This window comes from Bradyrhizobium sp. CCBAU 65884, from assembly GCF_028128835.1.
Taxonomy (GTDB): Bacteria; Pseudomonadota; Alphaproteobacteria; order Rhizobiales; family Xanthobacteraceae; genus Bradyrhizobium; species Bradyrhizobium ottawaense.
On the sequence record NZ_LBJU01000125.1, the window covers coordinates 190064 to 202925 of the forward strand.

14 protein-coding genes are annotated in these 12862 nt (G+C 58.1%); 10 read left to right on the plus strand and 4 right to left on the minus strand.

Annotated elements, in window-relative coordinates; translation table 11 throughout:
* Window positions 1-25: 25 nt before the first annotated feature.
* Window positions 26-703, minus strand: a complete 678-nt coding sequence (locus tag XI03_RS26900; protein WP_271593781.1) for a hypothetical protein — start codon at window positions 701-703, stop codon at window positions 26-28.
* Window positions 704-1019: 316 nt separating this feature from the next.
* On the opposite strand from XI03_RS26900, the gene XI03_RS26905 reads away from it, so the two are divergent.
* The 8 genes from XI03_RS26905 (at window position 1020) to XI03_RS26935 (ending at window position 7417) form a co-directional block, all read left to right on the plus strand.
* Window positions 1020-1265, plus strand: a complete 246-nt coding sequence (locus XI03_RS26905) for a hypothetical protein (protein WP_271593782.1) — start codon at window positions 1020-1022, stop codon at window positions 1263-1265.
* Window positions 1266-1273: 8 nt separating this feature from the next.
* A complete protein-coding gene (locus tag XI03_RS40590) occupies window positions 1274-1510 on the plus strand; it encodes a DUF2188 domain-containing protein (RefSeq protein ID WP_442869745.1) in 237 nt (78 codons plus the stop codon).
* Between the two features lie 126 nt (window positions 1511-1636).
* On the plus strand, window positions 1637-1915 hold the full coding sequence (locus XI03_RS26910; RefSeq protein WP_271593783.1) for a hypothetical protein: 279 nt from the start codon (window positions 1637-1639) through the stop codon (window positions 1913-1915).
* Between the two features lie 186 nt (window positions 1916-2101).
* A complete protein-coding gene (locus XI03_RS26915) occupies window positions 2102-2236 on the plus strand; it encodes a hypothetical protein (RefSeq protein WP_271593784.1) in 135 nt (44 codons plus the stop codon).
* An 805-nt stretch (window positions 2237-3041) separates the two neighbouring features.
* Entirely contained in the window at window positions 3042-3779 is a 738-nt protein-coding gene (locus XI03_RS26920; RefSeq protein ID WP_271593785.1) for a hypothetical protein, read from the plus strand.
* 291 nt (window positions 3780-4070) lie between these two features.
* Window positions 4071-4571: a hypothetical protein gene (locus XI03_RS26925; RefSeq protein WP_271593786.1), complete on the plus strand. Its 501-nt coding sequence runs from the start codon at window positions 4071-4073 to the stop codon at window positions 4569-4571.
* Window positions 4572-4708: 137 nt separating this feature from the next.
* Window positions 4709-6706, plus strand: coding sequence for a hypothetical protein (locus XI03_RS26930; RefSeq protein WP_271593787.1), 1998 nt, complete (start codon window positions 4709-4711; stop codon window positions 6704-6706).
* A gap of 438 nt (window positions 6707-7144) precedes the next feature.
* Window positions 7145-7417, plus strand: a complete 273-nt coding sequence (locus tag XI03_RS26935) for a hypothetical protein (RefSeq protein ID WP_271593788.1) — start codon at window positions 7145-7147, stop codon at window positions 7415-7417.
* A gap of 212 nt (window positions 7418-7629) precedes the next feature.
* On the opposite strand, the gene XI03_RS26940 is transcribed toward XI03_RS26935, so the two are convergent.
* A complete protein-coding gene (locus XI03_RS26940) occupies window positions 7630-7860 on the minus strand; it encodes a hypothetical protein (RefSeq protein WP_333936305.1) in 231 nt (76 codons plus the stop codon).
* Window positions 7861-8408: 548 nt separating this feature from the next.
* On the opposite strand from XI03_RS26940, the gene XI03_RS26945 reads away from it, so the two are divergent.
* On the plus strand, window positions 8409-10142 hold the full coding sequence (locus tag XI03_RS26945) for an adenylate/guanylate cyclase domain-containing protein (protein ID WP_271593789.1): 1734 nt from the start codon (window positions 8409-8411) through the stop codon (window positions 10140-10142).
* Window positions 10143-10204: 62 nt separating this feature from the next.
* On the opposite strand, the gene ku is transcribed toward XI03_RS26945, so the two are convergent.
* Window positions 10205-11131, minus strand: a complete 927-nt coding sequence (gene ku / locus XI03_RS26950; protein ID WP_271593790.1) for a non-homologous end joining protein Ku — start codon at window positions 11129-11131, stop codon at window positions 10205-10207.
* Window positions 11132-11253: 122 nt separating this feature from the next.
* A complete protein-coding gene (locus tag XI03_RS26955) occupies window positions 11254-11913 on the minus strand; it encodes a methyltransferase, TIGR04325 family (protein ID WP_271593791.1) in 660 nt (219 codons plus the stop codon).
* 155 nt (window positions 11914-12068) lie between these two features.
* On the opposite strand from XI03_RS26955, the gene XI03_RS26960 reads away from it, so the two are divergent.
* Window positions 12069-12779 carry a methyltransferase gene (locus XI03_RS26960; RefSeq protein ID WP_271593792.1) on the plus strand — a complete coding sequence of 237 codons (711 nt, stop codon included), beginning with the start codon at window positions 12069-12071 and terminating at the stop codon, window positions 12777-12779.
* Window positions 12780-12862: the final 83 nt, after the last annotated feature.

Genomic DNA, 12862 nt, shown 5'->3' on the forward strand with positions numbered 1-12862 from the left:
GGCGCAAGCTCAGCGTTGTAAAAAATTACTTTAACGGCGGCAGCGCCGGCCTCGGCGGCCGCGTTTTCGGATCCTTGTGATTGAAGTGTCCGCGGGTCGGGAGTTGGATCAGCAGACGTTTGCATAGCTGGCGAAGGGCGAACTCTGAAATGCCGAGATCAGCGCCGGCTCGGATAAGTGTCTTGCTCCAAACGAGATCCCGGAGCTCGGCGCGGGTCATTTGCCGACGAAGTTGGGCTCTGCCGATCGAGAGTTTCCTGCTCTTCCGCGGCCGCTTGATGCCGTGCTTCCGCTCGAACGCCTTCGTGGCCTTGGCCTCCAGTTTCGCTCGCCGGCGCGCCAGGCGCTCTGGATACGGGTACGGAAACGGCGCGCACGCCCTCTTTAGCTTGAAGTATCGTCGGGTCCAGGACTGCTGCTCTTCATTGTCGAAGGGATAGAAGGGGACGTCCGGCGGTGCCCACTCAGCGTGATCCGGAAGCAAGCGGGGCTTTCTGAGATCGAAGTCCCACCAGAGGGCGCAGCCCATGCGCTTGTTGTGGTAGTCCGTCGTCAAAGCGTCGATCGCCCAGTACAGCGGGTCACGTCCCCTGCGCGCAACGGGCGCCACCATGCCGATGTTGAGGAGCTCCTCCAGCTCGGAGGCTCTCAGCTTCAAGCGCCTGAGCACCTGATGCTCTTCGTACAGCGGCGGATCTGACATAGCGGCTCCTCGTTGGAGAGGGAGCCGGCCACGGTCGAATACTGTCTGTCAAATTGTGGGAGTTGCAAGTCAGTTGGGGCAAAAGACCTGTGCCTCTTCAAGGCGGCCCTTGAGCTGTCGGGTTTGTATGTCTGACAACGGGCTGTGAAGTGATCACGTAACCGAGCGCAGCTTAGAGCGCCGCTGCTTTTGGCCAATCCTTCACTAGGCCCGCCGGTAAGATAGTGGACCTCATCCATAGGTTGGACTGGACTGTTGATCGCTGCTGTGGTTGCGTCCTCACATTGATAAAGTCATTTGGGGGAGGACAATGGAAATGAAGCAGCTTCTTCTAGTTGCGGCCTTTGTGCTGGCGGCATCGACGGCCAACGCGCAGTATCTGACGGGGACCGGCTCCAACCCGAGCACCCACTCGTCATCCGGCTACACCCGCAGCAACGGCACTTACGTGGCGCCCTATGTCGCGACCAATCCGAACGGCACACAACGGGATAATTTCGGCACGAGCGGAAACGTCAATCCGTATTCTGGCCAGACCGGCCATCGTACGCCTCGGTATTGAGCCCACCCATGGCTAAGCGACAAGTCTTTCACTCCGTTCCTTCGAAGGAAGGCTGGGCTGTCAAACACAAGGGTGAACTGGTTTCAAACCATCGAACTCAGAAAGCGGCGGAGGGTGCCGCCATCCGTGCGGGGCACAAAGCTGAAGACCAAGGGGGCCTCGGACAAGCAGTATTGCATAAGGCCGATGGTACCATCCGGGAGGAGCGAACGTACGGCGCCGATCCCCGAAGTACCAAAGGTTAGATGCGCGCCGACCTAAGGTTCGGCGTGCCGTCCTTGACTGCATTTGGTTTAACACGTCCTTAGGAGGCGGTGCCCGATACGGCTGTCGCGTTGATGACGACTATTGCAGTACGTCGGAGGGGATCCATGGCGATGACTGACGAGGAATGGAACGTGCGCGCCGGGGCGGCCGCGCTTGCTACTTGTCTGGTCAAGACGATTGGAGAGTCGGATTCGACTTTTCAGGAGAGGTTTCTAAAGAACTTGGAGCAGGCCTACTACCACTTCCGTGACGACTCTGCGGCCGCAGGATCCGATGGCAAGCCGCGACCGGTGACCGGTGCACTCGAAATCCTCAATTGGACGCGCGAGATGCTGACCGGATGGAATCCGATCACCGGACAAGGCAATCCATTGTTAAAATAGCAAGATATTTTGCTGCAATGCGCAAACGCTGGGCCCCGCGTTGCGGGCCTGTTTTAGACGATCCATGAAATTCCCACCCCCTTTTGCCGACCGCCCCACACGAAGCCATTTTGGTCGTCGCACGAAGCGGTGTTGAAACAATGCGATCCGATATTGAGCAGGTTTATCGCCCTGAGGGAGGGTTGAATGCGTAGCCTGATTTTCGGCGTGTTGCTCGTAGCTCTGGCGACTATCGGATCTTCATCGTTTATTTCGGCGGCGCTTTCTGCAGCACGAGATGCGAAGGCCGCAACTTTTCAGAACGGTTCGCACCGGCAATAAAGGTCCCCCCTAGCACCTAGGCCCGCCGGCCGCGGCCGGATGAGCCAGGGCGGTTGCTTGCAAGTTCTCAGGCGAAGCCGAATACCAGTTTACCGCGGCCGGCGGCGTGGTTTTGACGGATAGCGAATGCGACCCTGGTTATTTGCGCAATCCTGCAGAGGCTTGGGGACATTCCGGCGTTAGGTCAACGCATCTGCATTTTCCGAATCGACGTTCCATGGTCGCTGGCCCATGCGTCGCGTTCAGGGGTGTAGGTGTGAGCCAGTTTCTGTCGATGCTGCTGCTAACAACAGCCGTAGTTCTGACCATCTGCTTCGGAGTGGCGGCCTGGCGCCTCTCTGATGAAAAGGACGTCTACATCACTGGCCAGATCCCGCGCCAGTCCTATGGATGGAAGGGGTCGCCCACCCCATAGCCCTGGCGCGTTCAGCGCCCTCTGCCTGAAACCCCAGTTGCAATCTGCCGGCATGGTTCTTGCGGATCCGTCAGTCCTGGCAGGGAGACGTTTCGCGATGAAACAGAAATCTCGAGTCCTAAAGCCGCGCAAGCCCACTCTGAAACACATGGTCGCCGATCTGGTGAGATTGCTTGAAGCAATGGCGGTCCTTGAGAGGTTGAGAGAGGAGGTTCAGCTCGCTGAGAAAAATCCGAGGCACCATTAACCCGAAGCGGGTTATGGTCAGACCGCGCTTGCGTTCGCTCGCCGGTCACCGTTCATCCGTATTTTTACCGGCTCGGCGAAGGGCCTATTGATCTCGCGCGCAAGTTGCGCTTGCTTAGGCCCCTTCGACGGGGGGATTTCAGTATGCGCATTTTCATTGTGGCGGCGGCTTGCGCCGCCCTGGCCGGCTGCATGACGGCGGGCGAGACGGTCTCATTCAAGGCCTCCAATCCGCAGCAACAAGCTCTCATGAGAGACGGGCAGCCTGCCCTCGTCTCTCGACAGAAGAGCTCCGTTGTCCTCGTTCGGCCGGCAGCCCGACAGCTCCAAGCTAACGGCCGGCCCGTGTTCGTCGTCGGCATCAATAACCTGGGCCGACAGCCCGTTGAGTTTCGGGTGGGTCAAGTGGAGGCAGTGCAACATGCCGCGGGCTCCGACTTCGAAATGAAGATCGTCACCTACGAGATGCTGGTCCAGGAAGAAAAGAACCGGCAGGTTGCCGCTGCGCTATTGACCGGCGTCGCAGCCGGCGCAAACGCATATAGCGCCTCACGCGCCGGCTACGGCAGCTACACGACGCCGAGCGGTCGAACGGGCACCTTCTACAGTCCCACAGCAGCGGCGATTGCACAAAACAATGCGGCCGCGCAGAACGAGGCGATGATTGCCACGACGATCGAGACAGGCCAGCGCAATATGGCAGTGCTCGAGCAGGCCGTAATCAAAGACAACACCCTGCTGCCCGGCGAATGGTACGGAGGCCAACTGCACCTTGCGCCGCCGACCGACCAAGGCGGAGCTCAGAAGAGCTACACGATCGTGATCACTGTAGGCCCGGACCGCCACGTGATCGATGTCGCTCAAGGCCCAGCTGGGGCTTAGCAGAGACGCTTGGAGGCCGCATCGCGTGGCTCGATTAGCATTAACCGCTGTCGACCTGCCGGCTCAAAGTGGGGTTGTTGATCCCGATAAGCCAGGACCGCCTCGCTGATCGAAAACAGCTCCAAAGGCGTTGCATCAGATTCGACCCCTGCCGCTAGCGAAAAATTGGGGCCAGGCCACCGGTTTTGCATCTCGGCTGGGGAGGACCCATGACAACGCCTTTCAAACTGATGGCCGTTTCCCTTACATGGCCCACAACGAAGAGTTGCTCATTTCCGCCGAGGGCAATCTATGCTGAAAAAGCTAAGTGGAATGTTTGTCGTGCAAGCGGTCAAGCACGTGCTCGATTTCATAGGCTTCTGGCCTATAGCAATCGCCTTTGCGATCGCCACGGGAGCAACAGTGTGGACCTGGCTATCCAGCGCCCCGCTTCCGGTCTTGGTGATCACCACTTTCAGCTCAATCGTAGCTTCGATTTATGTGGCCTTATTGCCCCGCCTTCTGAGGACGCTCTTCGCAACCAAAACGTTCGAGAGACCAGATTTGTCGCCATGGAGCAGAGCTACCACACTTCGGCTCTATCAAGCTGCATGCCTGCTGGCTGAAATTCACCCGAATGTCCCGGTGCCAGCGCCCGCTCGTGGCCATCTACAGATGTTGATTTCCGCCGCCAGAGAAGGAAAGTTCAAAACCGCCGAATCCGACCCGCAGTACGTCACGCTCCAAACGGAGGCTCGCGCAGAGCATCTCAAGAAGTACGTCGAGTCAACTGGCATGCCATGGTTCGCATAGGTCTAGAGTCCGATAAGAGCCCTTAGCGGACTCGAGAAAAACCCAACAGGTCAATAGCTGGCATACCGATGACGTCGAGGGCTGAGCTACTGCGCCGATCCTTAGCTTCAGCCTGTCGAACAACAAGAGTGCCTCTGATGTCATTTACCGCAAAAATTATTCGCGTCCTGCTAGCTTCGCCTTCCGACCTCCCCCAAGAACGTGCGGTCGTCACCGAGGCAATATACGATTGGAATGCCCAACACTCAGAAGCAGAGGCAGTGGTACTTCTTCCCATTGCCTGGGAAACTCACGCCACTCCACGCTCGAATGTACGACCACAGCAAGCCATCAATGAGCAGTTGGTTGACAAATCCGACCTTCTCATCGGAATGTTCTGGACGCGATTGGGAACATCGACCGGGGTCGCGGAGTCCGGCACAGTCGAAGAAATTGATCGATTTGTCGCTGCGGGAAAGTCAGCCCTGCTCTATTTCTCCAACCGACCGATCGAACCCGAAGCCTTTGACCACAAGCAGAATCGCCGACTGAAAGAGTTCAAAGAAACGACCAACAAAAATGCACTTACTTTCACCTTCAATTCGCTCGAAACCTTGCGACAACTTATAAACCGGGCGCTGGTAGCGGAGGTCCGATCCTTTCAATTGCGCAGCTCTCGAGAGGCCGTTGGCGCGCCCAACGTCACCGCGGCGTATCCTCCCGAGCCCGCGATTAGGGAAGACTCAGAGGTATCGACACCGGACGAGACGTGGGTTCGCCAAGACTACGAACGCGAGATCTTTTCGGCTATCCGAAAACACGACGGGGATAGAATAAAGGCCATCGATGCGGCATACAGAAAGACTGAGGACTACGCAGTTGGGGACCACAGCTCCTCATGGGAAGCTTATATTGAGTGGGCGCGCATTTATTTCGGCAAAGGCGGTCAATTAAAAAGCCTACAGAAGCTCGCCAGCGCTAATCCCGAAAGCGCTCAAACCATTTTCTATCTTGCTTCTGCTTACGCGAAGTTTGACAGGCACGGCCAAGCGGCGAACTCATATCTGGCCGCAACGGATGTATCAAAGGACAGCGAACAAATCGCACGATTTGCCTCGCTCGCCGCCGAGCAATTCAAAAAAGACAACAATGAACCGGGCATGACGGATGCATTGCGGCGGCTGCGCGCAGTGGTTCGTGGCGAGCCGGATCTAGAAGTCGTATTGCTGGAGGCAATTCAACGGCTAAACGCTAGCGAAACACCGATTTCGTTCACCATTCCCCTTCTTGAACGACAGATCGAATTGACACCCGACGACCATAGCATTCGCTTCGACCTCGCATACAAGCAAAGCGAGGTAGGCAACAAAGCTATTGCCTTGCATCACTATCTGAAGATTCCGCAAGGTGACCGGCAGCCAGCAGCCTGGAACAATATTGGCGCGACACTAGACGAGTTGGAAATGCCGATAAAATCTGTTGCGGCTTATAAGAAAGCTGCAGCGATGAACAGCACTCTCGCGATGAGCAATTTGGGCAACAAGCTCCTGAAGAGCGGGTTTCTGGAACTGGCTCGCGAACAGTGCGCCCAAGCTCGCCAAGATACTGACCCTCACCCCAACGTGGGACATTTGATCGCGTCACTGGCATCTGTCGAACAGAAGGAACGATTGCATCAGGATGAGATTCTTAAGGGGATCGAGAGCCGGCTTGCTTATTTGCGCCAGTTGGGTCACGCCGCGACACTCGAAACTCCTCAAGACATCGCAGAGGAATGGCAAGGTCCGGACTGCGCATTTAAACTTGAGCAGGACGGCAACAAGATTTCCTTGCATGGGCATTACGAAGCCGCCGTTGGAGGCCTTCTCGCTGCTCTGGTGACAAAACCGGTGGGGTTGGGCGGGCTAGGCGCAGCTTCCGCGACGAAAACCAAGCACACGATTCGCTACTCCGGCCTGGTGCAGGGACTGGCTGTAATCGGAAAAGTAAACCGAGGGCGGGAAGGCACCACTCTATTGGGAAGCTCTGACGAGGGTCTCGCGTACATGATACTCAGCCAGAACGGGGACGAGATCATAGTGGTTGAAAACGGAAACTCCGATAGTCCAGATGTCATTACGCTGAAGCGCGTCCTGCCTCCCAGCGACCGTTGTTAATCTCAGCTCCCCCTCTAATCCTGGAGTCCGATAACAGCCCTTAGCGGACTCCAGCCGCACTCAGACCGGCCGTCGTCACGTCCGCAAATGACCCGAAGCGGTCGATGTCGAGCTTGTCCCGAGCTATTATCAGCCTAGCTGATCGATCAGTGCCGACCATGACCGTTTCCGCAACGGTCGAGGTGGTCGCCGCGCCGTCTCATGGCAAAAGCAGCAATCTCTCCTAAGGAAATGCAGGTTACGTATCGAAGCTAGTTCCTAGATGCCCCTCTCCCCTGATTGCGCGGCAGCTGCTAAAATCCAACCGGTAGCTGTCCACCGACCGCCCTGGAACAGGTGGACAAGATCGACCCTGCACATTTGCGAATCCCTGCCCTGTGCTAACCGCTCGGAACGAGCAGGAGGGCGGAAGGATTCGTCCCGGCAGGAGCGATCTCGATGCTGATGACGAAGGAAAGACGGCCGGCGGTCCGCACGTTGCGCGGATGGGCACTGAGCGTGCTGCAGGAAGTCGGCGCCATCCACGAATGCGAGGAGCACGGCTGGGCGAAGGACCGGGCGGACCCACACGCTCGCGACCGAGCGTTCGCCGTAGCTCGCCAACATCCTCCGGCGGGAGTTTCACCGGAGGCAGCAACTGTGGCTGTAGCCGAAATTCTTGATGAGACCGGCGATACTTGTCCCGAGTGCCTGCCTGACGAGGAGCGTTAGCAAAAGCGGGGCCCTAGAGGCAACCAGCCTCGTCCGCTTGTGACTTAATTGCCGAAGTAAAGGCCGCAAAGACACATCTCTGCTTTGGGCCACTAAGCGACATGGTTCATAGTGCAAGTGGGGTAGCGTGGGGTGCGCTTGGTAGGTGAGGTATCATGAATTCGCCTACCTGCTCAGCATCCTTTGAAAAGAGGCCGCCCACTGAGGCGGCCTTATTTCGGCCCCGGGAGATCGTCCTTCTTCGGCGGCTTTAGGCCGGGCGAGCTGAGCCAGTCGTCCAAATGAGCGGCTGTCTCTGCTTGCCTCGCTCTTAATAATGCCGCGTCGCGCACTGGTCCGTGCGGCAGCAATCTGGCCTCCTCCAAAAGCTTGTGGGCTTCTTGGAGAAGCCGTTCCTTGAGTGATTTTGTTTGTTTGAAACGACGCCGAGGAATGATCGTCATAGCGCGCTCCTTTCCGTTTGAGGAAGGCGGGAGCGCAAGGGGCGTTCTCATCACGGACAAAAGCCGAGATCCGCTCCGTGATGAAGCGACAATGACTCACCCCCGGGGTTGGTTCTGTATCTTTTGATACGAAGCGGGAAATAATTAATCATCGGAACCTACTCAAACTGAGCCACTCGCAAATTCGAACTAGGCTACTTAGGTCGGAAACAGGCCAGCACCCGGCGCTCTGGGCATTCAAAAAGCAATCCAAAAAAATGTCAGCTTAGGGTCAGAAGCGGACCTCAGCGGCAGGCACTTGCGAGGTCGGCTATGGGCCAGAAGGCGACATTGGCGGTCCGGACTCGATCTCTATTTGGTGCGCACCGCGGGTCAGCTCAGGCGCACCCCGGGTCAGCACAGTTGACGTTTCAACTTAGCGCATACCTCAAAAGTCAAAGCGCGTTTGGCGCTGCGCTCTGATCCGTTTAGAGTATGGTGGGTTGGTGGGGCCTGGTGCGGCCATGGTGCAAGAGCGGGTCCGGGTCGAGCGAAGATTATCAGCGATCTTGGCCGCCGACGTGGCCGGCTATTCTCGGCTCATGCACAATGACGAAGAGGCGACACACGCCAAGCTGACGGCCCTTCTCGCCGGGGGCGTCGAGCCCGCAATTGCGCAGCACGGCGGCCGCATCGTAAAGAACACCGGCGACGGGTTTTTGGCTGAGTTTCCAAGTGCGGTCGAAGCGGTGCGGGCTGCCATGCAGTTTCAGTCCCGCATCAACGAACTTACCTGCGACGACGCGGAAGACAGGCGCATTCTCTTCCGTGTGGGGCTCAATATCGGTGATATCATCGTCGAAGCCCATGACATCTTTGGAGACGGCGTCAACATTGCGGCCCGGCTCGAGAGCATCGCCGAACCCGGCGGCATCTGTATCTCTCAGACTGTCTTCAATCACGCGCGCGACAAGGTGCCGTTCGACGTTGAGGAAGCGGGTGAGCAAACTCTGAAGAACATCGCCCGGCCCGTCCACGTTTACCGCATCATCATCGACCCGGGCCTGCGGACTACGACGCCCAAACGCGAGATTCCGGCGCTCGCGTTGCCTGACAAGCCATCCGTCGCCGTTTTGCCGCTGACCAATATGAGCGGCGACCCCGAGCAGGAATTCGTCTCCGACGGCATCGCCGAAGATGTGATCACGGCGTTATCGCGTTATCCCTCATTGTTCGTCATCGCACGGAACTCGTCGTTCACTTACAAAGGGCGAGCGGTTGATGTGAGACAGGTCGGGCGCGAGCTCGGCGTCCGCTACGTGCTTGAAGGTAGCGTGCGCAAGGCCGGCAGCCGGATCCGCGTGACCGCGCAGCTCATAGAGGCGGCGACCAGCAATCATGTATGGGCCGAGCGCTACGACCGCGATCTCGCAGATATTTTCGCCGTGCAGGATGAACTCACCGAGGCGTTGACGACTGCGCTCGCCCCCGCCATTGCAGACGCCGAGCTCCGACGCGCCATGCGCAGGCCGCCGGGCAGCCTTGATGCCTGGGCCGCCTATCAGCGCGGCCTGTGGGATCTGAGCAAAGCGACCGCAGAGGACGATGAGAGCGCCGAGAAATTCTTCAGACAGGCGATCGATCTCGACCCGACCTTCAGCGGCAGCTACAGCGCGCTCGCTCTGTACCAGCTGCAAGCGGCCGCGCTCTTCCAGAAGATAGGCCTGCGAGACGCGCAACATTCGGCGGAGGCCCTGGCCCGCCGGGCGGTCGCGCTCGATGGTGCCGATGCCGAAGCCCGTTCGTGCCTTGGCTGGGCCTTGCAAGCACGCGGCGAGGCTGACGATGCGTTGGCGGAGATCGAGCGAGCTCTCTCTATGAGTCCAAATCTGGCGATCGCGCACGGCCATCGAGGCGCGACGCTGATCTTTGCCGGACGGCACAAGGAGGGGGTCACGTCTCTCAACGTGTGTATCAGGCTCGATCCCCGCGATCCCTATCTGGCAGTCCGCTTGTTGCACATTGCGTGCGGTTTATATTTCTGCGGCGAATACGAAGCTTCGATCGAGGCCGCAAAACGCCTGATCCGGTCGTATCCGAATTTTCCGATGATCTACCGCTGGTCCGCGGCGGCGCTGGGCCAGCTTGGGCGCATAGCGGAAGCGAAGGAAGAACTGGAAAAGGCCGTCTCGCGCGCACCGGGGGCATTAGATATGTATGTCCGCAACAGAGCTCCGTGGTTTCGTCCAGAAGACCACGCGCATCTCGTCGACGGTCTGGGTAAGGCCGGATGGAGGGGGTGAGGCTGCATTGAACTGCGGGCCGACGAAGTACCGGCTATCGGGCGTCACTGGATGCTTCACGCTTAAGCCGACTTCCGCCGCGCCCCTGCTGCAGGCTTCTTCGCCGCCGCTTCCTTCGCAGGCTTCTTGCCGGCGATGGGCATCAGCATTTCCTTCTGGCCAGCTGACGCCCTCTTTGGCTTCTTGGCGGGCTTTGCCTCCTTCGCCGGCGCAGCTTCCCGACCGACGCTCTGCCGCAGCGCTTCCATCAGGTCGACCACATTCTCGCCCTTCGGCCGCTCCTTCGGCCGGATGACCTTCCCGGCACGTTTCTGGTTGATGAGGTCGATCAGCGCTGTTTCGTAATGGTCCTCGAACTTCTCAGGATCGAAACGCCCCGCCTTCTGGTTCACGATGTGCTTGGCGAGGTCCAGCATGTCCTTGGTGACCTTCACGTCCTGGATCTCGTCAAAGTACTCCTGTTCGCCGCGGACCTCGTAGGGGTAACGCAGCAGGGTGCCGACAAGACCCTTGTCCATCGGCTCCAACGCGATGATGTGCTCGCGGTTGGTCAGCACAACCCGGCCGATCGCAACTTTGTTCATCTCCCGGATTGTCTCCCGGATGACTGCAAAGGCGTCGTGGCCGACCTTGCCGTCGGGCCGGATGTAATAGGGGCGGATCAAATAACGCGGATCGATGTCCGACCTGTCGACGAACTCGTCGATCTCGATGGTCCGCGTGGACTCCAGCGCGATCTCCTCGAGCTCCTCTTTCGAGACTTCGATGTACTGTCCCTTTTCGAGCTCATAGCCCTTGACGATGTCTTCGTTGGGCACCTCGTCGCCGGTGTCAGCGTCGACTTTCAGGTACTTTATGCGATGTCCGGTCGACCGGTTGAGCTGGTTAAACGCTATCTTTTCGCTCTCCGACGTCGCTGGGTAGAGCGCGACGGGGCAAGTCACCAGAGATAGGCGCAGAAAGCCTTTCCAGTTGGCGCGAGGGGCCATTTACGCGGTACTCCGTTTAGTTTGCTCCGATTCAAGACGAACGGGGAGCCCAAGTTCCGACATACGGAGAGGGTCTTTTTTCGTGGACACCAGTCGGGTCTAGACCTAGCCATTTTGGCTCGCTAGCGCGGCACAAATCTAAATTGCTGGGTCCCGTGCTCACCAGGGTCAGGGCTGCGTTCAGCTATCCGGTAGCCGTTGTGAGCCTCGATGAATGCCCGTTCGGAAAACCAGGTCCTCTCGTATCTCACTAGCTTTTCCGCGGATGAGTATACCTTCCCCGGTCCGTTATCGCTCAAGTACGACGTCTGGACCTCTCGCCTGGCGTCACCGTCGCTGATAGGAACGCGATGCCAGACCAACTTGGCCGCCCTAACTGCGCAAAGCGCCTGAATGGTCCCAAAAGCGTCAGGCACGTACTGTATGGCTCCGTTCGAGTGGACAAGATCGACATTGCGGAGCCATTCGGCCGCTTCATCAATGCGTTCGAAAAACTTGAGCCTGTCAGTCGCGAGCTCCTTGGCGCGCTGCACCATGGCCGGCGTCTCGACAACCGCCCATCGGATATCTGGCGATTGCCGGCGGGCGGTCTTGTAGTGAACGCCGGCGCCTCCACCGAAATCCAGCACCGTTTCCAAACCTTCGACCAACGGCCAATTGGCCTGTCCCTGATAAGCGACGGTTTTACGATAGATGGTGTCGACCAACTCCTCGCTTTCGTAGCCTTCGATCGCGCCGCGCGGTGGAGCGAGCCGCCTTCGGAGCCTCTCGATTAAACTCATGATCGACCCGGTGCTTGGCAGGATACCCAGTTGACACAATCAGAAACATTTAGAAATGTACAGCCAGAAGGCGAGGACTTTTTTCAATCAACTCGTGCGACATGCGACCAAACCTCGGGCAGCATGTCGGGGCTCTCTTCAGTTGGCGGATAGCAATGGGCGTTCTGCACAAAATCGAGCATGGCTTGGTGCGGCCTGCATTACGTCGAATAAGGCCCTCAAAGCGCGTCGTCCTAGGCGGGATTACAGTCGATTATAAGAGTGAGCTCGATGGAGGCGGCATCGAGTTCGGCCAAGACTTCATTCCATTTTTGCGCTCCCGCGGAATGCCTAAACAGCCTCGCCTCTTCGAGTGGTGCGCTGGGCCGGCATTTATTGGCTTTTCGATGCTGGGCCACGAGTTGTGCGAAACGCTATGCCTGGCTGACATCAATCCCGCGGCGGTGAATCGTTGCAAAAGCACCGTCAGGCTAAACCATCTGGAAGATCGGGTCTCGGTTTACGAATCCAACAATCTTCGGAACATCCCCAAAAGCGAACGCTGGAATTTGGTGGTGAGCAATCCGCCCCACTTCATTGACCAGTATGAAGGCGATATCCGCGCTCACGACCCTGATTGGGCCATCCACCGGGAGTTCTTCAACACGATACACCCGTACCTAGCCGACGACGGCGTGATCGTTCTTCAGGAGAACAATCGCGGTTCGACCGTTGAGACCTTCGGCGAGATGATCGACGTAGCGGGCCTTGAAATTGTGTTCACTCACGGCGACCACAAAGAGCCTACACGGGAGAGCGTGTTCTATTTTATCGGGATCATGAAGAAGGGCGCGAAAGTGCCCAGTTGGGCCGCCAAGGTCTCTTGAAAAGCTGAGACTCAAAGAGGTCGATGCCGCTCGCTCATACCGATCACATCCGCGGCGGAAGGCTGACACGCCATCGTTGGTAA

Bases quoted from the DNA above. Each gene is read 5' to 3' on its own strand.
- XI03_RS26930 (WP_271593787.1), top strand. From the start codon at position 4,709: ATGTCATTTACCGCAAAAATTATTCGCGTCCTGCTAGCTTCGCCTTCC.
- ku (WP_271593790.1), bottom strand. From the start codon at position 11,131: ATGGCCCCTCGCGCCAACTGGAAAGGCTTTCTGCGCCTATCTCTGGTG.
- XI03_RS40590 (WP_442869745.1), top strand. From the start codon at position 1,274: ATGGCTAAGCGACAAGTCTTTCACTCCGTTCCTTCGAAGGAAGGCTGG.
- XI03_RS26955 (WP_271593791.1), bottom strand. From the start codon at position 11,913: ATGAGTTTAATCGAGAGGCTCCGAAGGCGGCTCGCTCCACCGCGCGGC.
- XI03_RS26910 (WP_271593783.1), top strand. From the start codon at position 1,637: ATGGCGATGACTGACGAGGAATGGAACGTGCGCGCCGGGGCGGCCGCG.
- XI03_RS26935 (WP_271593788.1), top strand. From the start codon at position 7,145: ATGCTGATGACGAAGGAAAGACGGCCGGCGGTCCGCACGTTGCGCGGA.
- XI03_RS26900 (WP_271593781.1), bottom strand. From the start codon at position 703: ATGTCAGATCCGCCGCTGTACGAAGAGCATCAGGTGCTCAGGCGCTTG.
- XI03_RS26915 (WP_271593784.1), top strand. From the start codon at position 2,102: ATGCGTAGCCTGATTTTCGGCGTGTTGCTCGTAGCTCTGGCGACTATC.
- XI03_RS26920 (WP_271593785.1), top strand. From the start codon at position 3,042: ATGCGCATTTTCATTGTGGCGGCGGCTTGCGCCGCCCTGGCCGGCTGC.
- XI03_RS26925 (WP_271593786.1), top strand. From the start codon at position 4,071: ATGCTGAAAAAGCTAAGTGGAATGTTTGTCGTGCAAGCGGTCAAGCAC.
- XI03_RS26940 (WP_333936305.1), bottom strand. From the start codon at position 7,860: ATGACGATCATTCCTCGGCGTCGTTTCAAACAAACAAAATCACTCAAG.
- XI03_RS26905 (WP_271593782.1), top strand. From the start codon at position 1,020: ATGAAGCAGCTTCTTCTAGTTGCGGCCTTTGTGCTGGCGGCATCGACG.
- XI03_RS26960 (WP_271593792.1), top strand. From the start codon at position 12,069: ATGGGCGTTCTGCACAAAATCGAGCATGGCTTGGTGCGGCCTGCATTA.